A 20572-nucleotide genomic window follows, 5' to 3' on the forward strand; every position below is an offset into this window, starting at 1 on the left:
GGGCGGCAGAAATCCCGCGGGTCCCTGTCCCGGGGCACGGATCGCTACGAACCGCTCTGGCAAACGCCTGGCGCGCGCCCCATATTCAGGCCATGGGCATGGTCTTTCTTCTTATCATCGGGGCTGCGGCCGGTTTCCTTGCCACCCGGATCATGCGGGTCGAGGCCGATATGCTGACGACCGTCGCGCTGGGCGTTTTCGGCGCTTTGATCGGCGGGCTGCTGATCCGCCTCCTGCTGGCGATCACCGGCGCGCTGGCCGGTCTTGTCGGGGCGGTGCTGGGCGCGATGGCCCTGATCTGGGCCTACCAGACCTATATCGGCCGGCGCTGAGGCTCAAAGACTCGCCTCGACCCGGAAACCTTCGGGGATGTCGTCCCGACCCTCCAGAACCAGCGCTGCCATCAGCTCGCCCACCTTTGGCGCCAGTCCGATCCCGATCTTGAAGCCGCCATTGGCCACGAAATGCCCCGGCCGCCCGGGCCAGGGACCCAGCATCGGCGCGATGGTCTTCGCGCGCGGGCGCACGCCCGCCCAGCGCTCGATCACCTCAGCGCCCGCAAGCGCCGGACAGACCGCCCGCGCCCGGTCGATCACCGCGTCGAGCCGCGCATCGGTGCTGTAGGGATCGTCGAACTCGCGTTCCGAGGTCGAGCCCACGGCGACCGTGCCATCGGCATGGGGCACGATCAGCACACCATCGGCATAGACCTGCGGCACCGCGCCCGCATCATGCGCAAGGATCGCCGCCTGTCCCTTGACGCCGCTGCCGACCTGACGGTCGAGATCGGCCGAGAGCGCGGCCAGCCCCGGATAGCCCGTGGCCCAGATCACCCGCCCCTCAATCGGACCCTCGGCACCGCAGGACACCTCGCCTCCCCGCACGCGGATGGCCCCGGCCAGAGCCGCGCAAGCGGCGCGCGGCGCGATCCGGGCCGACAGCGTGTCATGGACCAGCCAGCCCGAGGCCGTCTCGGGCACAAGACCCCCAGCCTCGGCCGCCCGGATCACCCGCCAGGCCGCGCGCCCCTGCCAAAGCGTTTCGGCCTCGACGGCACGGTCCCGGGCGCGGGCCAGCGCTTTTTCATCCGCGAGCGGCTGATAGCGCCCGACCCGGCCATAGCCGGTCTTCAGGCCGCTTTCGGCCTCGACCTCCGCCCAGAATGCCTCGGAGGCGATCAGGCTTTCGAACTGGAACTGCTTCTTGGGGTTCCATTGCTCGGGCACATGCGGGCTGAGTGCGCCGACCGGCGTGCCGCTCGCCCCCGCGCCGGGATGCGACCATTCGACGACGCGCACCCTTGCGCCGCGCCGCGCGCAGGCATAGGCCGAAGAGAGCCCGAACACCCCTGCCCCCATCACAGTTACATCGACCCGTGCCATCCGTTCCGCCCCCTTGCCCCGAAGAATCCGCCAGCGGTCTAGGCGATCCGCTGCCCCGTGACCAGCGCGCCAGGATCGAATGGCGCGAGGGCGGGGTGCCGGTCTCGACCCGCTTCGACGATCCCTATTTCTCGATCGCCGACGGGCTGGCCGAGACCCGCCATGTGTTTCTAGACGGCAACGGCCTGCCCGGCCGCTTCGCCCCGGGCTTTCACATCGCCGAGCTGGGCTTCGGCACCGGGCTGAACCTGCTGGCGGCGCTGATCGCCTGGCGGGCGGCCGGAACGGAAGGCCCCTTGCGCTTTACCAGCTTCGAGGCCTTCCCGATGAGCGCCGAAGAGATGGAGCGCGCGCTGTCGGCCTTTCCCGAGGCCCGTGCCGTGGCCGACCCGCTGATCGCCGCCTGGGCGGAGGGTGCGCGCCGGATCGAGACCGACGGGCTGATCGCCGAGATCGTCGAAGGCGACGCGCGCGAGACCCTGCCCGCCTGGGAGGGCCGGGCCGATGCCTGGTTTCTCGACGGCTTCTCGCCCGCCAGGAACCCCGAACTCTGGTCGCCCGGGCTGATGGCCGAGGTCGCCCGCCACACCGCCCCCGGCGGCACCGCCGCCACCTATACCGCGGCGGGCTTCGTCCGGCGTGGCCTGGCCGCGGCGGGCTTCGAGGTCAGCCGCCGCCCTGGCTTCGGGCGCAAGCGCCACATGAGCGTGGGACACCTGTCATGACCCGGCAGAACACCCGGCTGGGGATCCTTCTGATGATCGCCACGACCTTCGTCTTCTCGGCGCAGGACGTGCTCTCGCGCCATCTGGCGGATCACTACAACATCCCGATGGTGGTGATGATCCGCTACTGGTTCTTCGCGGCCTTCGTGATGGTGCTGGCGCGGCGCAACGCGGGCAGCCTGTCGGCGGCGGCACGCACCCGGATGCCGGTGCTGCAGACCCTGCGCGGGCTGGTGCTGGTGGCCGAGATCTGGGTGATGATCGCGGCCTTCACCCATCTCGGCCTGATCGAGAGCCATTCGGTCTTTGCCTCCTACCCGCTGATGATCGCGGCGCTGTCCGGCCCGGTCCTGGGCGAGAAGGTCGGCTGGCGGCGCTGGTGCGCGATCGGCGTGGGCTTCGCTGGCGTTCTGGTGATCCTCGCGCCGGGCGTGCGGGTGTTCTCGCCGCTGGCGCTGATCCCGCTGGCCGCCGCGACGCTGTTCGCCATCTACGGGCTGCTCACCCGCTATGTCGCCCGCGAGGACAGCGCCGCGACCAGCTTCTTCTGGACCGGCACCACCGGTGCGGTCGCCGCCACCCTCGTCGGGCTCTGGAGCTGGGAGCCGATGACGGCCGCCGACTGGGGCTTCATGGCCGGGCTCTGCGTCTCGGGCGCGCTGGGACATTTCCTGCTGATCAAGACCTATGAGGTGGCCGAGGCCAGCGCCGTGCAGCCCTTCGCCTATCTGCAGCTCGTCTTCGCCTCGGCCTTCGGGCTGGCGGTCTTCCACGAGACGCTGCACGCCAATGTCGTGGCGGGCGGGGCCATCGTCGTGGCGGCGGGGCTTTTCACCGCCTGGCGCGAGCGGGTGCGGGCAGGTCGGGCGGGCGGAGCCGGGCCGGTCTGAGCGCCTGAGCAGATTCGGGGCAGATCCGCGGCAGCACGAAAAACATAACGGCGCCAGCGGGCCGCCCGGCACGATTCACGGGCGATCCAGGAGGGTCTGGCCCTTGCAGCAGACGGACGCCCCCCATGAGGCCATCGTCCCGGCAACTGCGCCCGGGGGCGGCAGCGCGGACCGGGCGCGCGTCAGGCTTTCACGCGTCAGGGCGGGGCAGGGATGCAGAGCCGGCCGGGCAGGAGCGACAGCCCCGCCCGGCACCGCGCCAGACGACCGGCGCTCAGTTCGACTTCAGCTCTTTCGAGAGGCTGAGCGCTCCGGTCCGGCCCGCCAGCCGCGCCCGGTAGATCGGCAGCGATTCCGTGACCCGCATCACGTAATTGCGGGTCTCGGTGAAGGGGATCAGCTCGATCCAGTCGATCACGTCGACCCCGGCCGCGCGCGGATCGCCCTGTTCGGCGACCCAGCGATGCGCCCGGCTGGGCCCGGCATTATAGGCCGCGGCGACCAGTACCGGATTGGACCCGAACTCTTCGACCAGATGCGCCAGATAGGCCGCGCCGAGACGCGCGTTATAGGCCGGATCGGCGGTCAGGGCCGAGCTGGAATAGCGCACCGACAGCTTGTCGGCCATCGCCTTGGCCGTGGTCGGCATCAGCTGCATCAGCCCCAGAGCCCCGGCGCCGCTGGCCACCGTCGGGTCGAACTCGCTTTCGCGGCGCACGATCGACAGCACCAGCTCGGTCGGGACCGGATGGCGGCTGCGGGCGATCGTGGTGACCGGGAAATAGGCCTCGACCATGACATTGCCGGTCTCGGCCGCGGTCTTGGCGATGCGCAGCGCGACATGGTGGTCGTTCAGCTCCAGCGCCAGCCCGGCCAGCGCGCGCTGCCCGGCCGGATCGGCGGTTTCGGCAAGATGGGTCAGGAACATCTCGACGAGATTCTGCTCGCCCGCCTCATGCAGCAGCAAGGCGGCCGCGATCACCGAGCCGCGGGCAAAGGGCTGGGCGCGCCAGTCGGGGTAATGGTCTTTGCCGGTCAGCGAGGGGTCCATGGCGATGCCGCCCCGCTCGGCCGACAGAAGCCCGTAGAAGCTAGTCTGGAACTGCGCCCCCGTCGCATAGGCGGCGCGGGCCTCCTGCGGATGGCCCATCGCCTCGAGCGCGCGCCCCTCCCAGTAGCCCGCCCGGCCAAGGCTGATCGGGGTCCGGACCGCCGCCTCGAAGGCGCGGAAGTGCTTCAGCGCGGTCTCGGGCCTGTCGAGGAAGCGCAGCGCGATGAAGCCCGACAGCCATTCCAGCTCGGCATAGCTTGCCCCCGCGCTCAGATGGTGGCGCGCGGCAAGCCGATAGGCGAGCTTCGGGTTGCCCTCGCGCAGCACCTGATGGGCATAGTACCGACGCCACCCGGCCCAGCGCGCCGGACGGCCGAGGCTTTCGGCCGATCCGCTGCGCTCGTCCAGAAGCGCGATCGCATCCTCGCCCCGGCCCTTGCGGGTGCGCCACATGAAGCGCTCATAGGCCAGCCCCGGATCGTCGCGCAGCGCGGCGGGCACCGCCGCGATCAGGGCATCGACGCCGGGGCTCTGGTTGCGCAGCGCGATCCGTGCCGCGGCAAGCTTCTGCCAGCCCTCGGGCACGAGGCCCAGCATCCGACCGGCCGAAATGTCATGCCCGTCCCAGAGCAGCGTATCGAGCCGGGCCCTGTGATGGCCCGCAAGCGCCGCGCCATAGCGCGCCATAAGCGCCGCCTGCACCGGCTCGGCAAGCGGCAGCCTGCGCCAGGCCGACACCGCGACCTCCTCGGCCTTGCCCCTGCGGCCCAGCGCGGCCTCGGCCTCGGCCAGCCGCAGCGCGCCCTCGCCGGTCACCGGATCGCGGGAGCCGAAAAAGGCCACCACCGCGGCCGGATCGTCGCTGGCCGCGATGACGCCCTCGGCCGCGCTCCGGACCTTGCCGAGCCCCGGCCAGTCGGGATTGCGGGCCAGAAAGGCGCGGTAGTCGTCAAGCCGGCCCTCGCCCGCCCGCAGCCGCCGCCACTCGACGATGTCGAGCGCGACCTGACCGGCCGGGCGTGCCAGCTGACGGGCCTCGGCCCAGCGGTCGGCCCGCACCGCGACCATGGCCTTGGCCAGCGGGCCTGGATCGGCCGCGAGGACGGGAGAGGCCAGCAAGATCAGGACGGTCAGGATCAGGGCGCGCATGTCGGAACCGGTTCGGCAAGAAGGGAGGGGAAAGGTCTCACACGGTGCTCCATGCAGGCGATTCACAAACTTGGCAACGGCCCGCCGACGCTATAGGGTCCGGCGCGCTGCGCGGGCGCGCGACTCGCGCCCCGATGAAACACACAAGTGATAAGGAGCGTGTCATGATACAAGGGTCCCTTCCAGCCCTGGTGACGCCGTTCAAGGACGGCGCGGTGGATTTCGACACGCTCAAGCGTCTTGTCGACTGGCAGCTGGCCGAAGGCAGCCACGGCTTCGTGCCCGTCGGCACCACCGGCGAAAGCCCGACCCTGACCCATGCCGAACACGAGGCGGTGATCGCGGCAGTGGTGAAGACCGTCGACGGCCGGGTGCCGGTGGTGGCCGGCGCGGGCTCGAACAACACCGCCGAGGCGGTGCGCTTCATGCAATATGCCGAAGAGGTCGGGGCCGATGCCGCACTGGTGGTCACGCCCTATTACAACAAGCCGACCCAGGCCGGCATGATCCGGCATTTCACCGAGCTGCATGACTGCTGCACCCTGCCGATCATCATCTACAACATCCCCGGCCGCTCGGTCGTCGACATGACCCCCGAGACCATGGGCGAACTGGCGAAACTGCCGCGTATCATCGGCGTCAAGGACGCGACCGGCGATCTGGCCCGGGTGCCGAAACAGCGGATCACCTGCGGCCCCGATTTCGTGCAGATTTCGGGCGAGGACGGCACCGCGCTGGGCTTCAACGCCCATGGCGGGCGGGGCTGCATCTCGGTCACCGCGAATGTGGCGCCGCGGCTTTGCGCCGAGTTCCAGGAAGCGACGCTTGCGGGCGACTACGCGAAGGCACTGGAGCTGCAGGACCGGCTGATGCCGCTGCATATCGCGATCTTCCTCGAACCCGGCGTTGCCGCGGCGAAATACGCGCTGTCGCGGCTCGGCAAGTGCAGCGACGAGGTCCGCTCGCCGCTGGTCGGGCTGACCCAAGGCACGAAGGATCGGATCGACGCCGCAATGCGCCATGCCGGCCTGCTGAACTGAAGGTCTGCTGAACTGAAGGGGCCGGACGAGTTGCGCCCGGGCGAGGTGGTGGCCGGGGATCCCGGCCCCGCCGAGGGCCCGGCGCTGCGCGTCATCGGCCGGGCCCGGACCCCCTGGGGGCCAGAGGATTGCCCGAGGAATATCTGCCGGGCGCGCGAACGGGGCGCGCCCGCCACCCTCGAGATCGACCCGGCCTTCGCCCCGGCGCTGAAGGGGCTTTCCGTCGGCCAGCCGGTTATCCTGCTGTACTGGATGGACCGGGCGCGGCGTGATCTTCTGGTGCAGGCGCCCCGCCATGTCGACGGCCCGCGCGGCAGCTTCGCCCTGCGCTCGCCGAACCGGCCCAACACGATCAGCCAGTCGACGGTCAGGATCACCACGATCGACGCCGGGGCCGGTCGGGTCGAGGTCGATGCGCTTGACTGTTTCGACGGCACGCCTCTGCTCGACATCAAGCCCTGGCTGGCCTCGATCGTCCTGCCGCCCGGCGAAACCGGCTGAGCCCTATTCGACCGTCACCTCGATCGGCGCGGACATCACCGGCGGGTCATGCGGCACATGGTTCGCGTCGCCCAGAAGCAGCCAGAGGCTATGCGTGCCGGGCGCGAGCTCGACCGTGGTCTCGGTCTGGCCGCCGCCGAAATGGATGTGATGATCGTCGGCGGGGATCGCATGCACGACATCGACCTCGTCCTGCGGCAGATCGACGATCAGGTGGTGATGGCCGCTGGCGGGGGCGTCGGTGCCGGCCGGCACGACCTCCATGCCCTCGATGCCGAAGACCACCGTCACCGGCGACGAGACCGTGGCACCGTCTTCGGGGCTGATGATGAACACCCGTGCCCCCTCGGGCGAAGGCGTGCGGGGATCCTCTGCCAGCGCGGGCAGCGCAAATGCCGTCAGCGCGGCGAATGCCAGAGACGGGACAACGAATGAAACGGCGGGGCGAGCGTGCATGGGGTCCTCCCTTCCAGTGCATTCCGACGGACGATCCGGTTGGCCGGACCGGCCTCCGGACTCGAGCTAGCCCGGAACGGGAGCGGATCAATCCGAGGCGCGATTCGGAAAGGCGGGAGGAAACCCTTGGGGCGCGCCGGTCACACCAACCGTCTGCCACCATTCACATGGCGCGCCCCAAGTAACATTGCACCCGTTACAGGGCCAGATACGCGGCCCTCTACACAGGATCGGCAACACCACGTCGATCCATGACCGCCATATGGCACGTCGATTCGGACTTTGATCGGGAATAATTATGATCAAATTTGAGATGCCTTCTAAGAACCGACGGCCATGACCTTGCGTCACTTCCGGCAGCCATGCCTGCGGCTGGACAGCCGCGCGGGCCGGGGCGCCCTGTCCGGGAGGCCGGCACGCGTCGGCCCCTGAAGCGGCGCGCCCGGCCGGGATGCGGTGCCGTTCCGGCAGCGAAAGACCGCTGCCGATAGCTCCGGCCCACCCCTTCGCGAAATGCGACAGCCGCCTTGAGGACGGATGCGCGCCCTTTCAAGCCGGACCGCGATAGCCTATATCGCCTCCACCATGGCCAAAGCGAAGACAGATCCGAATTACAAGGTGATCGCCGAGAACCGGCGGGCCCGCTACGATTACGCCATCGAGGACGACCTCGAATGCGGGATCGTGCTGCAGGGTTCCGAGGTCAAGTCGCTGCGCGAGAACGGCGCCAACATCGCCGAGAGCTATGCCTCGGTCGAGGATGGCGAGCTGTGGCTGGTCAACGGCTATGTCCCGCCCTTCGAGCAGGCCCGGACCTGGGGCCATGAGGAACGCCGCAAGCGCAAGCTTCTGGTCAGCCGCAAGGATCTGGCCAGGCTCTGGTCCGATACCCAGCGCAAGGGGTTCACGCTGGTGCCGCTGGTGCTGTATTTCAACCACAAGGGGCTGGTGAAGCTGAAGATCGGCATCGCCAAGGGCAAGAAGACCCAGGACAAGCGCGAGACCGAGGCCAAGCGCGACTGGCAGCGCCAGAAGGCCCGGCTTTTGAAGGATCACGGCTGACCCGCCTTGCCTCGGCTCTGGCGCCGTTCTAAGGAAAACGGTGTCTGCGCAGCCGGAGGGGGAGGTCATGAGCTACGACGATCCGAAAACGCTGGTCTCGACCGACTGGCTTGCGGCGCATCTGAACGATCCCGATCTCAGGATCCTCGATGCCTCCTGGTATCTTCCCGGCTCGGGCCGCGATCCTCGTGCCGAGTATCAGGAGGCCCATATCCCCGGCGCGCGCTTCTTCGATATCGACGAGATTTCCGACCAGCGTTCGGACCTGCCGCATATGGTGCCGCCGCCCGAGAAGTTCATCAGCCGGATGCGCGCCATGGGCGTGGGCGATGGCCATCAGGTCGTGGTCTATGACGGCGCCGGGCTGTTCTCGGCCGCCCGGGTCTGGTGGACCTTCCGGCTGATGGGCAAGACCGACATCGCGGTGCTGGACGGGGGCCTGCCGAAATGGCGGGCAGAGGAGCGCCCGGTCGAGGACATGCCGCCGGTCGTGCGCGACCGCCACATGACGGTGCAGCGCCAGGCCGGGCTGGTCAAGGACGTGACCCAGGTCGCCGCCGCCTCGAAGCTCGGCGATTTCGAGATCATCGATGCCCGCGGGCCCTCGCGCTTCGAGGGGACCGATCCCGAGCCGCGGCCGGGGCTGCGCCCGGGCCATATTCCGGGCTCGAAGAACGTCCCCTTCGCCAGCCTGCTGAATGCCGATGGCACGATGAAAAGCCCCGAGGCACTGCGTGCGGTCTTCGAGGCCGCCGGGGTGGACCTGCGAAAGCCGGTCATCACCTCCTGCGGCTCGGGCGTGACCGCCGCCATCCTCAGCCTCGCGCTCGAGGTGATCGGGCATCGCACCCATTCGCTCTATGACGGCTCGTGGTCGGAATGGGGCATGTATGGCGATCTTCCGGTCGAGACGGGACCTGCACGATGCTGACCCGCCTTTCTCCGCAAAGCCCCGACAAGATCATCGGGCTGATGCAGCAGTTCCGCGCCGATCCGCGCGCCGAGAAGATCGACCTTGGCGTCGGCGTCTATCGCGATGCCCAGGGCCGGACCCCGGTGATGCGGGCGGTCAAGGCCGCCGAGGAAACCCTGTGGCGGACCCAGGACAGCAAGGCCTATGTGGGCATCGAGGGCGATCCGGCCTTTCTCGACGCGATCCGGACGCTGGTCCTGCGCGAGGCCGTGCCTGCGGACCGCGTCGCCGCGGTGGCGACGCCGGGCGGCACCGGCGCAGTGCGGCAGGCACTGGAGCTGGTGCGCCTCGCCGATCGCAAGGCGCGGGTCTTCATCCCGGCGCCGTCCTGGCCCAACCATGCCGCCATCGTCAATTTCCTGGGGCTCGGCGAGGCAGCCTACCGCTATTACGATGCCGAGGCCCATGCGCCCGACATCACGGGCCTGCTGGCCGATCTCGAGACCACCGGCCCGGGCGATGTGGTGATCCTGCATGGCTGCTGCCACAACCCCACCGGGGCCGAGCTGACGCCGGCGGACTGGGCCGCGATTGCCGAGATCCTCGGCCGCACCGGCGCGCTGCCGCTGGTCGATCTGGCCTATCTGGGCTTCGGGGACGGGCTAGAGGCCGATGCCGCCGGGCTGCGGCTGCTGGCCGGGGCGCTGCCCGAGATGCTGGTCTCGGTCAGCTGTTCGAAGAATTTCGGGCTTTACCGCGAACGCGTGGGAGCGGTACTGGCGCTGACGCCCGATCAGACGGCGCGCGATCTGGTGCGGGGGAACCTCTCGAACCTCAACCGCCAGAATTTCGCCTTCCCCCCCGATCACGGCGCCCGCGTGGTGACCGCGATCCTCGGCGATGCCGCTTTGCGGGCCGACTGGGCGGCCGAGCTCGAGACCATGCGCAGCCGGATCGAAACCCTGCGCCGGACGCTGGCCGACAGGTTGCGCGAAACCAGCGGGTCGGACCGCTTTGCCTTCCTTGCCGGTCAGAAGGGGCTGTTCTCGCTGATCGGTGCGACCCCTGAACAGGTCGCAATGATGCGCGAGACCCATGGCGTCTATGTGATCGGCGACGGGCGGATCAACCTCGCCGGACTGTCGGAAACCAACATCCCGAAAGTCGCCGGGGCGATGCTGGCCGCCGGGCTCTGACAGGCCCCAGAACACAGGCCCCGGAACACAGGCACCGGGCAGCAAAGGCACAAAAGGAAACGGCGGGGAACTCCCCGCCGTTCGCATTTCCACCCCAGGGCGTCCGGCTCAGCTGTGATAGGCCGCCTCGCCGTGGCTGGTGAGATCGAGGCCCTGACGTTCGCTGTCGGTATCGACCCGCAGACCCACGATCATGTCCACGATCTTGTAGGCGATCAGCGAGACGACGGCGCACCAGACGATGGTCACGAGCACGGCCTCGGCCTGGATGATGGTCTGGCCGATGGTGCCGACACCCTCGGCAAAGCCCTGGCCGCCCAGCGCCTCGCTGCCCAGCAGACCGGTGCCCAGGGCACCGACGATACCGCCCACGCCATGCACGCCGAAGACGTCGAGGCTGTCGTCATAGCCGAACTTGGTCTTCACGGTCGACACGAAGAAGTAGCAGATCGGCGACACGGCGAAGCCGAGGATGATGGCACCGACCGGGCCGAGCTGGCCACAGGCGGGCGTAATGGCGACGAGGCCCGCGACCATGCCCGAGGCAGCCCCCAGCATCGAGGCCTTGCCGCGGGTCAGGCCCTCGACGGCGGACCAGGACAGGATGGCGGCGGCGGTCGCCACGAAGGTGTTGATGAAGGGCAGGCCGGTGAAGGCATTGGCTTCGAGATTCGACCCGGCATTGAAGCCGAACCAGCCGATCCACAGCATCGAGGCACCGACCATGGTCAGGGTCATCGAATGGGGCGCCATGTTTTCCTTGCCGAGGCCGATGCGCGGCCCGATCAGGATCGCGCCGACCAGGGCCGCGATACCGGCATTGATGTGCACCACGGTGCCGCCCGCGAAATCGAGAGCGCCGAGGTTGTACAAGAGGCCCGCGCCGTCCCAGACCATGTGGGCGATCGGGAAATAGCAGAAGGTCGTCCACAGCGCGACGAACAGCAGCACGGCCGAGAATTTCATGCGTTCCGCGAAGGCACCGACGATCAGCGCGGGCGTGATGACGGCGAAGGTCATCTGGAACGCGATGAAGACATATTCGGGGATGACGACGCCATCGGTGAAGGTCGCGGCGGTCGAATCGACGGTGACGCCCGACAGGAACAGCTTGCCGAAGCCGCCCCAGAACGGCGAGGTGCCGCCGCCGAAGGCGAAGGAATAGCCCCAGAACACCCAGATCACCATCATCATGCCGGCGATCAGCGTGCTCTGCATCAGTACCGACAGCATGTTCTTCTGGCGCACGAGGCCGCCGTAGAACAGCGCGATGCCCGGCATGGTCATGAACAGGACGAGGATGGTCGCAGTCATCATCCAGGCGGTGTCGCCCTTGTCCATGATCGGTGCGGCCTCGGCGACCTCCTGAGCCAGCGCCGGAAGCGCCGCGGCCGTCGCGGTCAGCGCCGAAAGGCCGAGAATATGTTTGATATTCGCCATTTTCGTTGTCTCTCTATCCCTGATACGTCCGCGTCACACCGCGTCTTCGTTGGTTTCTCCGGTCCGGACCCGCACCGCCTGGTTCACGTCCAGAACGAAGATCTTGCCGTCGCCGATCTTGTCGGTCTTGGCGGTCTTGGCGATGGTCTCGACGACCTGATCGGCCATGGCCGAGGTCACCACGATTTCGAGCTTCACCTTGGGAACGAAATTCACGGCATATTCCGCACCGCGATAGATCTCGGTATGTCCGGACTGCGATCCGAACCCCTTTATCTCGGTCACCATCATGCCGCGCACGCCGATTGCGGTGAGAGCTTCCCTCACCTCCTCCAGCTTGAACGGCTTGATTGCAGCAATGATGAGTTTCACGTTGTGCCCCTTCCGTTGAGCAGGTCGCCCCTGCGGGTTTCCACAGAGGCAAGGAAGGGCCGCGAAACCGCCGTGAGACAAGCGGATCGAGGCCGCAAACCGGTCGCAAAACGAGAGTTGTTGCACAACTTTTGCACAGATCAGGGTAAGTGCACTTTTTTTGGGCAATTCGCGGACCGGTCACATGACGCCTTCGACCTCCACAATCCGGCGCGGCCGGGATAAGGTGCCGCGAAAAGGCAAATGAGGCAGTCGACAGTTATGGGCAGCACGGGACGCAGGCCGCCGCCCCTGGTGGCGGATCGGCGCTATCCGAAGAAGACGAAACGCAAGCCGCAGCAGCCGCGCAGCCGCAAGCCCCGATCCCGCAATGGCGGCGGGGGCGGGCGGCGCGGCGGCGCCGGGCGCGGCAATCCGATCCTGCGCGCGATCCGGGCCTTCTTTCGCGGACTGTTCCGCTCGCTCCTCGGGACCGGGATCCGGCTTGCGGTTCTGGGCGCGCTCGCGCTTGGCTGCGCGGTCTTCTATTTCTACCAGCAACTGCCCGAGATGACGGCACTTCTGGACGGGCGCAACCGCGGCTCGGTGACCCTGCTCGACCGCGACGGCAAGGTCTTCGCCTGGCGCGGCGAGCAGTTCGGCGGCCAGATCACCGCCACGACCGTCGCCCCGGCGCTGAAGAATGCCGTGGTCGCAACCGAGGACCGGCGCTTCTACGGCCATTTCGGCCTCAGCCCGCGCGGCATCGCCAGCGCGATCCGCATCAACCTCTCCGAGGGCCGCGGCCCGCTTTCGGGCAATGGCGGCTCGACCATCACCCAGCAGACCGCCAAGCTGCTCTGTCTCGGCGTGCCCTATGATTCGACGACCTGGAAGAACGAGACCGCCTACGAGGCCGACTGCCGCCGCACCACGCTGGGGCGGAAGGTCAAGGAGGCGCTCTATGCGATGGCGATGGAGGCCAAGTATACCAAGGACGAGATCCTGACGATCTACCTCAACCGCGCCTATCTGGGCGCGGGCACCCGCGGCTTCGAGGCCGCCGCCCAGCGCTATTTCGGCAAATCCGCGAACCAGGTGAACATCTCCGAGGCGGCGATGCTGGCGGGGCTGTTGAAGGCGCCCACCACCTATGCCCCGACCAACAACCTCAAGCGCTCGCGCGACCGGGCCAATCTCATCGTCGGGCTGATGCAGGAGCAGGGCTATATCACGCCCAAGCAGGCGGCCCTTGCCAGGGCCAACCCGGCGCAGCTTTCCGAAGCCGCCGAAGCCCGCGCGGGCGGGTATTTCGCCGACTGGGTTATGGGGGCGGGGCCCGACTTCCTGACCCGCGACACCACCGAGGATGTCATCATCCGCACCACTTTCGACCCACGCATCCAGAAAGCCGCCGAGAGCGCGCTGAAGGAGGTGTTCGAGACCAAGGTCAAGGAGGGCTCGAAGGCCGAGGCGGCCATCATCGTGATGTCGGCCGACGGCGCGGTCCGTGCCATGGTCGGCGGCCGCCAGACGGCGATCGGCGGGTTCAACCGGGCAACGATGGCGCTCCGGCAGACCGGGTCGGCCTTCAAGCCCTTCGTCTATGCCGCCGCGCTTGATCTCGGCTACACGCCCAATGCGACCGTGGTGGACGAGCCCTATACCATCAACGTGCCGGGTTCGGGGCCTTACTCACCCGAAAACTACGACCGCCGCTTCCGCGGCCGGGTGACCCTGACCGAGGGGTTGCAGCATTCGCTGAACATTCCGGCGGTCAAGGTTTCCGAGGCCGTGGGCCGCGAGAACGTGCGCCGGATCGCGCATGATTTCGGGCTGCAGGCCGATCTGGCCGAAGGGCCGGCCCTGGCATTGGGCGCCTCGGAATCGACGCTGATCAACATGACCGGCGCCTATGCGGGCATCCTCAACGGCGGCTCGAGCGTAACCCCCTACGGGTTGACCGAACTGAAGCTGAAAGGCGACCGCGAGCCGCTGATGGGCCAGGAGGGCGGCATGGGCGAGCGGGTGATCTCGGAGCGCGCGGCCCGCAGCCTAGTCTACATGATGTGGCGCGCCGTCGAGGCGGGCACCGGACACCGCGCCAAGCTGGCCGACCGGCAGGTCGCGGGCAAGACCGGCACCACCTCGGCCGCCCGCGACGCCTGGTTCATCGGTTTTTCGGCCGATTACGTGGCCGGGGTCTGGATGGGCTATGACGACAACACCCCGTTGCGGGGCGTGACCGGAGGCGGGCTTCCGGCCGAGATCTGGCACGAGACCATGCAACGCGTCGAGGACGGCGTGCCGCCGCATCCCCTGCCGATGCTGGTCCCGGAAGAGCCGTCTTCGGCGGTCGCGGCAAGGGGCGGCAGCGATCAGGGCGGCAATGTCGCCGAGAACATCCTGCGCAGCGTGCTGGGCGCCTTCACCGGGCGCAACTGACCCCGGTGAAGGCCGGGGAAGGCCACAAGGGTGGGGGGCAGAAGATGCTCCCTGGCAGAACGGAAAAGGCCCCGCGCACAAGCCGGGGCCTTTCCTGTCTTTCGGAAGCGGAAAGACGCGTCAGCCCGCCGAAGCCAGGTCGCGGGTCAGCGCACCGATATCGCCGCGCCGCTTGTCCAGCATGGCGCCGATCTCGGTCCGCTCGCTGGCCAGCATGTTCACGCCTTCGATGAAGATGTTGAAGAACTTGTCCTTGCCCGAACGGTCGGAGACCAGGAAGACGACCTCGACCGGCGACCGGCCGCGCAGCAGCGCGGTCGTTTTCACCTCGTAGAAGTTCTTCACCTGGCGGGCCTCGTTCACCTTGATCTCGCCGCCGATGAACTCGCGGAAACGACGGCCGTATTTGCGGGCGATATAGCCCTGGAAGGCCTGGGTGAAGGCGTTCAGCTCCGACTGGCTGGCCTGCCGGGCCGCCACGCCCAGCACGGAACGGGCAATCACCGGCACATCTGCATAGCGCGAAAAGATACGTTCGAATTCCGGGAACATCTGGGCTTCGGACTTGCCGGAATTGATCACGCGATTGATATCGCCGATCACGCGGTCGATCAGCTGCGACGCCTCGCCGGTGGTCAGCGCAAGCGCGCGTCCGGATGTCAGGCCGGTCACGGTCAGAGCAGCCCCGGCAGCCAGACCGGTCATCAGAAGACGGCGGCGGGTCGGGGCGGAGGCCTTACTCGGCGTTTGGATCTGCATAGGGGTCCTCGTAGGGGTCGAAATACTCGGTCTCTTGGTTACGGTTCAGCTTGTGCCGCCGGGAATCCAGATAGATCTGGCGCGACTGGGCGTAGCTGTCCGCGCTGTCATATAGGACCGAATCTACGAGATCCGAGTTTTCATAACGTGCATTTGCGCCGCGCAGCACACCGGTGCCCGCCATCACGTTGCGTTCTTCGGAATTGGCCAGCGGCCTGAGCGGGTTCATCGCGAAGTCGACGGCACGGCCGATCATCGCCCGTTCCGTCATCGGGCCGAGCACCGGGAACTCGACATAGGCGCCTTCGCGCATGCCCCAGACATAAAGCGTTTCGCCGAAATCGGTATTGACCTTGGTCGCCCCCATCCGCGAGGCCGGATCGAAGATCCCGCCCAGACCGATGGTGGTATTGATCAGGAACCGCGTGGTGTTCTGCGCCGCGTCGCCCGGGCGGAACTGCAACAGGCTGTTGATCACGGCGCCGGGCAGCGACAGGTTCGAGGCGAAATTGCTGACACCGCTCCGGACCGGGTGCGGCACGGATTGGCCATAGGCGGTCGAGACCGGCCGGAACACGCCACGGTCGAGCGCCTTGTTCGCCTCGTGAATCTGGCGGTTGCGCGCCTCATAGGGATCGCGGATCGTCCCGGGCGCCTCGGGGCGCGCACAGGCGGTCAGAAGAATAAATGAGGAAAGAACCGCGAGACGGCCCGTCCACAGGGTGGCTTTCCGCAAAGACGACACGAGCAGGATCCTGTCTGATATCGAGACTCTGCCAAGGAACCACGCCCGGGCCCGGATCACAAGGGCCCACGGGCCCGGAGCCTCCCGGCCATGGCCCGAATTTTACGGTCTCCGCCCGGCTTTTACGGCTTCCGCCCGGCGCGGCGGGGCGCTAGCCTCGGCCCGAACCCCTGATCCGCACCATATTTTCCTTCGGAGAGACCAAATGAGCGGCAAATACGAGGCCAGACTGGCCGAGCTTGGCGTGACCCTGCCCGACGCCCCTGCCCCTGCGGCAAATTATGTGCCCTATGTGATTTCGGGCAATCTCGTCTTCGTTTCGGGCCAGGTTTCAGCGGCGGATGGCGCGCTGATTCTGGGCAAGCTCGGGGCCGATCTCGACGTCGGGGCCGGTGCCGCGGCAGCCCGGGCCTGCGCGATCTCGCTGCTGGCCCAGCTTCGGGCGGCCTGCGGCGGCGATCTCGACCGGCTGGTCCGTGTCGTCAAGCTGACCGGCTTCGTGAATTCGACGCCCGAATTCGGCGATCAGCCCAAGGTGATCAACGGCGCCTCCGACTTTTTCGTCGAGGCGCTCGGCGATGCCGGGCGGCATTCGCGCTCGGCGGTCAGCGCGGCCTCGCTGCCCTTCGGCGTCGCGGTCGAGATCGAAGGCATCTTCGAGATCGCATGAGCCCGCTGCCCCCGGCCTTCCTGACGGCCCCCCTCGCCCATCGCGCGCTGCATGACCGCGCCGCCGGGCGGCCCGAGAATTCGGTCGAGGCGGTGCGCGCCGCCATCGCCGGGGGCTACGGCATCGAGATCGACATCCAGCCCTCGGCCGACGGCGTGCCGATGGTGTTTCACGATTACGACCTCGCCCGGCTGACGGGCGAGGCCGGCCCGGTCGCGGGCCGGAGCGCCGCCGAGCTGGGCGCGATCCCGCTGAGGGGCGGCACCTTCGGCATCCCGACGCTCGCGCAGATCCTCGAAGAGGTCGCGGGCCGGGTGCCGCTGCTGATCGAGATCAAGGATCAGGACGGGGCGATGGGCGCCGCCGTCGGCCCGCTGGAACGGGCGGTGGCCAAGGTACTCAGGGGCTATGACGGCCCGGTCGCGCTGATGTCCTTCAACCCGCACAGCGTGGCCGCACTGGCCGAGGCCGCACCCGAGCGGCCGCGTGGCCTGACCACCTGCGCATACGAGGCCAAGGACTGGCCGAGCCTGCATGCGCCGGTGCGCGAGACCCTGCGCGAGATCCCCGATTACGACCGGGTCCGCGCCTCGTTCATCTCGCATATGTGGCGCGATCTGGCCCGGCCCCGGGTGGCCGAGCTCAGGGCCGGTGGCGCCGCGATCCTGTGCTGGACGGTGCGCAGCCCGGCCGAGGAGCGTATCGCCCGCAGCGTCGCCGCGAATGTCACCTTCGAGGGCTATGCCGCAACCCGGCCCGCTTGACCCCGGTCCCGCCCGCCCCACCTCAAGGGGAAAGCCGGGGCAGGAGCGATGCGCGCGGATCACGTCGAGGCAGAACAGGTCGAAATCGCGGTATTGAGATCGATCGACCGGATCGGGGCAACCGAATGGGATGCCTGTGCCTGCCCCGAGGCGGCCGATGGCGGGCGCCCGAAAGACCCGTTCACCACCCACCGCTTTCTCGCCGCGCTCGAAGACAGCGGCTCGGTCGGGGCCGGCACCGGCTGGCAGCCGCATCATCTGGTGGCCCGCGACGAAAGCGGCATCTTCGCCGTCGCCCCGCTTTATGCCAAGTCGCACAGCCAGGGCGAATATATCTTCGACCATGGCTGGGCCGATGGCTACGAGCGCGCGGGCGGGCGCTATTATCCCAAGCTGCAGATCGCGGTGCCCTTCACCCCGGCCACCGGCCGCCGCTTCCTGACCCGCCCGGGGCAAGAGATGCGCGGGCGGGCGGCCCTGCTCGAAGGCGCGGTGCGGCTCGCCGCCGAAAACGATCTCTCTTCGGCCCATGTCACCTTCTGCACCGAGGCCGAGGCTGAGTCGGGCCGCGAGATGGGGCTCTTGCACCGCGTCACCCAGCAGTTCCACTGGGAAAACCGCGGCTATCCCGATTTCGAGACCTTCCTCGCCACGCTGTCCTCGCGCAAGCGCAAGAACATCCGCAAGGAACGCGCCACCGCCCGGACCTTCGGCGGCACCATCCGGGCGCTGAGCGGCGACGAGATCCGGCCCGGCCACTGGGACGCCTTCTGGCGCTTCTACCAGGATACCGGCGCGCGCAAATGGGGCAGGCCCTACCTGACCCGCGCCTGCTTCGACCGGCTGCACGAGACCATGCGCGACGACATGCTGCTGGTGCTGGCCGAACGCGACGGCCGCCCCGTAGCGGGGGCTCTGAACTTCATCGGCCGGTCGCGGCTTTACGGGCGCTACTGGGGCTGCGTCGAGGACCATCCCTGCCTGCATTTCGAGCTGTGCTATTATCGCGCCATCGACTTTGCCATCGCCCATGGGCTCGACACCGTCGAGGCCGGCGCGCAGGGCATGCACAAGCTCTCGCGCGGGTATCTGCCGATGCCCACGCATTCGCTGCACTGGATCGCCGATCCGGGGCTCCGCGCCGCCGTCGATCATTTCCTGCGGGCCGAGCGCGAGGCCGTCGCCGAGGAGATCGAGGTGATCACCGCCTACGGGCCGTTCCGCAAGACCGCGAAAGACCAGGAGGAGGAACAGGAATGACCGGAAAACTGACCGAGGACGAACGCAGGCTCGAACTGTCGTCTCTGTTCGCCCATGGCTGGGCCAAGACCGAAGGCCGCGACGCCATCGTCAAGACCTATGAATTCGGCGACTTCGTCTCGGCCTTCGGCTTCATGACCCGCGCCGCGCTCTGCGCCGAGAAGATGGATCACCATCCCGACTGGACGAATGTCTACAAGACCGTCGAGGTCACGCTCTCGACCCATGATGCCGGCGGGCTGACGATGAAGGATGTCGAACTGGCGCGGAAGATGGATGCGCTGGCCTGAAGGCATTGGCCTGGGATGCGGCCTCATGATGCCTCGGCCACAGGCAGGAACAGGCGATGAGCCCGGCAGCGAGGTGGTTTCGCGCAGGTCTCTCGTCGCGCGGGTCGATCTTTCCGAAATGCCTGAGCCTGTTGAAGGCCCTATCGACCAGATTGCGCTGACGACAAAGCGCAGGAATGCCCGAGCTTCCGGCCGGCCGCACCGGATGGGGATATGGCCGCGGGCGTGGTCGCGCCTCATCGCCAGGCGCGGGATCGACCGACAGATCCGCCCCCGCCGCCCTGCCCAAGGCCTGGCCCGGCAACGGTGTGATCTCCAAGGGCAGGCCGCGATGATCGGGCGTGGCGTTGATCCTGATACTCACCCCCGAGAATGGCCAGGGGTGTGATCCGCCCCGCCCTTTCGAGCCGCCGCCTGTCGGTGGGCGCGGATGACCGCGCCGTCGATCAACGACATGTTATCCGGTTGATTTTCTGAAAGAGCTTCAAAGACACTGGCCCAGCCCCTCGCTTTGGTCCGACGGTTGAGGCGGTAACAGATGGTGGTGTGGGGAAACATGCAGTCCCCGGAAATGCCGTTCGGCAGGCGCCGGTCATCCATCCGCGCCATCCCGCGCCGCTTGCCTGGAAGAAAAGCCGGATCTGCCCCCATTCGAAGCCGGTCGGATCAGTCCCCTGTCATGGCAGCCTCTTGCGCTGAAGGCCGTGAAGCGCGCGCCCAGACTACGCGAACCCCATTCAGGGGGACAGACCCCGTGTGCATTGGCCCCGATGCGCCGATCCAAACGCAGGGGCCTGACTATGCCGGATTGAGGACAGCGGGCTGCGTACCGGACCGGGGCCGTGAAAACGCCCGCCCCTGATCGGGGACGGGCGTCATGCGGCGGGCGCAGGGCCCGCCGGCCGCCAGTCTCAGATCTGCCTCAGATCTGCCTCAGATCTGGCTCAGATCTGGCTCAGATCTGCTCCAGCAGGGTCTCGCCGGCCGAGATCGAGCACTCGCCCGGACTCGCCTCGACATTGAGCTTCTTCACCACGCCGTCCTCGACCAGCATGGCGTAGCGCTTCGAGCGCGAGATCAGCCCGGCCGGCGGGGCGTCGAACTCCATGCCGATGGCCTTGGTGAAGCTCGCATCGGCATCGGCCAGCATGGAGATGCCCGCCGCATGCGCGCCGGTCGACTCGCCCCAGGCCTTCATCACGAAGGGGTCGTTCACGGCCACGCAGACGATCTCGTCGACGCCTTTCGCGGCCAGCTTGTCCTTCGCCTTGATGAAGCTCGGCATATGCGCCGAATGGCAGGTCGGCGTGAACGCGCCGGGCACTGCGAAGATCACCACCTTGCGGCCCTTCAGCTTGTCCGACAGGGACACCGCGCCGGGTCCGTCCGCGCCCATTTCGGTAAAGCTCGCCTCGGGCAGCCGGTCGCCTTCGGAAATCGCCATGACTTCTTCCTCCTGATCCATTGCATTGCGTTTCGCGGC

At 67.9% G+C, this 20572-nt stretch carries 21 protein-coding genes; 13 read left to right on the top strand and 8 right to left on the bottom strand.

All coding sequences use genetic code 11. The annotated features are described in order from the left end of the window. Positions 1 to 92 precede the first annotated feature (92 nt). Positions 93 to 332: a hypothetical protein gene (locus ACK8CO_RS08585; RefSeq protein ID WP_080614897.1), complete on the top strand. Its 240-nt coding sequence runs from the start codon at positions 93 to 95 to the stop codon at positions 330 to 332. A gap of 3 nt (positions 333 to 335) precedes the next feature. Here the strand turns inward: ACK8CO_RS08585 and ACK8CO_RS08590 are convergent, their stop codons facing one another. After that, positions 336 to 1382 (bottom strand): NAD(P)/FAD-dependent oxidoreductase, encoded by a 1047-nt coding sequence (locus tag ACK8CO_RS08590; protein ID WP_414898854.1) that lies wholly within the window; start codon positions 1380 to 1382, stop codon positions 336 to 338. A 50-nt stretch (positions 1383 to 1432) separates the two neighbouring features. Here ACK8CO_RS08590 and mnmD point away from each other — a divergent pair, with 50 nt between their 5' ends. Further along, positions 1433 to 2107 carry a tRNA (5-methylaminomethyl-2-thiouridine)(34)-methyltransferase MnmD gene (gene mnmD / locus ACK8CO_RS08595; RefSeq protein ID WP_414899001.1) on the top strand — a complete coding sequence of 225 codons (675 nt, stop codon included), beginning with the start codon at positions 1433 to 1435 and terminating at the stop codon, positions 2105 to 2107. After that, a complete protein-coding gene (locus tag ACK8CO_RS08600; RefSeq protein WP_414898855.1) occupies positions 2104 to 2997 on the top strand; it encodes a DMT family transporter in 894 nt (297 codons plus the stop codon). The genes mnmD and ACK8CO_RS08600 overlap by 4 nt, the downstream gene beginning before the upstream one ends. A 274-nt stretch (positions 2998 to 3271) precedes the next feature. Here ACK8CO_RS08600 and ACK8CO_RS08605 read toward each other — a convergent pair whose 3' ends face one another. Next, positions 3272 to 5197: a lytic transglycosylase domain-containing protein gene (locus tag ACK8CO_RS08605; protein ID WP_414898856.1), complete on the bottom strand. Its 1926-nt coding sequence runs from the start codon at positions 5195 to 5197 to the stop codon at positions 3272 to 3274. Positions 5198 to 5361: 164 nt separating this feature from the next. Here ACK8CO_RS08605 and dapA point away from each other — a divergent pair, with 164 nt between their 5' ends. Together dapA and ACK8CO_RS08615 are read left to right on the top strand one after the other, a co-directional pair. Next, positions 5362 to 6237, top strand: coding sequence for a 4-hydroxy-tetrahydrodipicolinate synthase (gene dapA, locus ACK8CO_RS08610; protein ID WP_080614893.1), 876 nt, complete (start codon positions 5362 to 5364; stop codon positions 6235 to 6237). Positions 6238 to 6267: 30 nt separating this feature from the next. Then, positions 6268 to 6738 carry a TrmO family methyltransferase gene (locus ACK8CO_RS08615; RefSeq protein WP_414898857.1) on the top strand — a complete coding sequence of 157 codons (471 nt, stop codon included), beginning with the start codon at positions 6268 to 6270 and terminating at the stop codon, positions 6736 to 6738. Between the two features lie 3 nt (positions 6739 to 6741). On the opposite strand, the gene ACK8CO_RS08620 is transcribed toward ACK8CO_RS08615, so the two are convergent. After that, positions 6742 to 7194, bottom strand: a complete 453-nt coding sequence (locus ACK8CO_RS08620; RefSeq protein WP_414898858.1) for a DUF4399 domain-containing protein — start codon at positions 7192 to 7194, stop codon at positions 6742 to 6744. 585 nt (positions 7195 to 7779) lie between these two features. Between ACK8CO_RS08620 and smpB the strand changes: the two genes are divergently transcribed. The 3 genes from smpB to ACK8CO_RS08635 all read left to right on the top strand — a co-directional run bounded on the left by smpB (position 7780) and on the right by ACK8CO_RS08635 (position 10365). Continuing rightward, complete coding sequence (gene smpB / locus ACK8CO_RS08625; protein ID WP_080617898.1) at positions 7780 to 8256, top strand: SsrA-binding protein SmpB; 477 nt, start codon at positions 7780 to 7782, stop codon at positions 8254 to 8256. 67 nt (positions 8257 to 8323) lie between these two features. Beyond that, positions 8324 to 9187 (top strand): 3-mercaptopyruvate sulfurtransferase, encoded by an 864-nt coding sequence (gene sseA, locus ACK8CO_RS08630; protein ID WP_414898859.1) that lies wholly within the window; start codon positions 8324 to 8326, stop codon positions 9185 to 9187. Further along, positions 9181 to 10365, top strand: coding sequence for an aromatic amino acid transaminase (locus ACK8CO_RS08635; protein ID WP_414898860.1), 1185 nt, complete (start codon positions 9181 to 9183; stop codon positions 10363 to 10365). The genes sseA and ACK8CO_RS08635 overlap by 7 nt, the downstream gene beginning before the upstream one ends. A 108-nt stretch (positions 10366 to 10473) precedes the next feature. On the opposite strand, the gene ACK8CO_RS08640 is transcribed toward ACK8CO_RS08635, so the two are convergent. Both ACK8CO_RS08640 and ACK8CO_RS08645 read right to left on the bottom strand, forming a co-directional pair. Then, the gene (locus ACK8CO_RS08640) at positions 10474 to 11805 is read right to left on the bottom strand and encodes an ammonium transporter (RefSeq protein ID WP_080614888.1); all 1332 of its coding nucleotides are present in this window, start codon (positions 11803 to 11805) and stop codon (positions 10474 to 10476) included. A 33-nt stretch (positions 11806 to 11838) separates the two neighbouring features. Then, complete coding sequence (locus ACK8CO_RS08645; RefSeq protein ID WP_075784302.1) at positions 11839 to 12177, bottom strand: P-II family nitrogen regulator; 339 nt, start codon at positions 12175 to 12177, stop codon at positions 11839 to 11841. Between the two features lie 243 nt (positions 12178 to 12420). Here ACK8CO_RS08645 and ACK8CO_RS08650 point away from each other — a divergent pair, with 243 nt between their 5' ends. Beyond that, a complete protein-coding gene (locus ACK8CO_RS08650) occupies positions 12421 to 14601 on the top strand; it encodes a transglycosylase domain-containing protein (RefSeq protein WP_414898861.1) in 2181 nt (726 codons plus the stop codon). A 120-nt stretch (positions 14602 to 14721) separates the two neighbouring features. Here the strand turns inward: ACK8CO_RS08650 and ACK8CO_RS08655 are convergent, their stop codons facing one another. Together ACK8CO_RS08655 and ACK8CO_RS08660 are read right to left on the bottom strand one after the other, a co-directional pair. After that, entirely contained in the window at positions 14722 to 15360 is a 639-nt protein-coding gene (locus ACK8CO_RS08655) for a phospholipid-binding protein MlaC (RefSeq protein WP_414898862.1), read from the bottom strand. Next, on the bottom strand, positions 15338 to 16105 hold the full coding sequence (locus ACK8CO_RS08660) for a VacJ family lipoprotein (RefSeq protein ID WP_231119186.1): 768 nt from the start codon (positions 16103 to 16105) through the stop codon (positions 15338 to 15340). The genes ACK8CO_RS08655 and ACK8CO_RS08660 overlap by 23 nt, the downstream gene beginning before the upstream one ends. A 205-nt stretch (positions 16106 to 16310) precedes the next feature. Here ACK8CO_RS08660 and ACK8CO_RS08665 point away from each other — a divergent pair, with 205 nt between their 5' ends. The 4 genes from ACK8CO_RS08665 to ACK8CO_RS08680 are packed head-to-tail and all read left to right on the top strand — an operon-like array spanning position 16311 to position 19089. Continuing rightward, positions 16311 to 16775 (top strand): RidA family protein, encoded by a 465-nt coding sequence (locus ACK8CO_RS08665; RefSeq protein WP_414898863.1) that lies wholly within the window; start codon positions 16311 to 16313, stop codon positions 16773 to 16775. Further along, positions 16772 to 17539, top strand: coding sequence for a glycerophosphodiester phosphodiesterase family protein (locus ACK8CO_RS08670; RefSeq protein WP_414898864.1), 768 nt, complete (start codon positions 16772 to 16774; stop codon positions 17537 to 17539). The genes ACK8CO_RS08665 and ACK8CO_RS08670 overlap by 4 nt, the downstream gene beginning before the upstream one ends. Positions 17540 to 17587: 48 nt before the next feature. After that, positions 17588 to 18799 carry a GNAT family N-acetyltransferase gene (locus ACK8CO_RS08675; RefSeq protein WP_080614883.1) on the top strand — a complete coding sequence of 404 codons (1212 nt, stop codon included), beginning with the start codon at positions 17588 to 17590 and terminating at the stop codon, positions 18797 to 18799. After that, entirely contained in the window at positions 18796 to 19089 is a 294-nt protein-coding gene (locus ACK8CO_RS08680; RefSeq protein WP_080614882.1) for a 4a-hydroxytetrahydrobiopterin dehydratase, read from the top strand. Before ACK8CO_RS08675 ends, ACK8CO_RS08680 begins: the two co-directional genes overlap by 4 nt. Before the next feature lie 955 nt (positions 19090 to 20044). On the opposite strand, the gene ACK8CO_RS08685 is transcribed toward ACK8CO_RS08680, so the two are convergent. Beyond that, complete coding sequence (locus ACK8CO_RS08685) at positions 20045 to 20533, bottom strand: peroxiredoxin (protein WP_414898865.1); 489 nt, start codon at positions 20531 to 20533, stop codon at positions 20045 to 20047. Positions 20534 to 20572 lie beyond the last annotated feature (39 nt).

The organism is Rhodovulum sp. HP10, from assembly GCF_047553435.1.
GTDB lineage: Bacteria > Pseudomonadota > Alphaproteobacteria > Rhodobacterales > Rhodobacteraceae > Rhodovulum.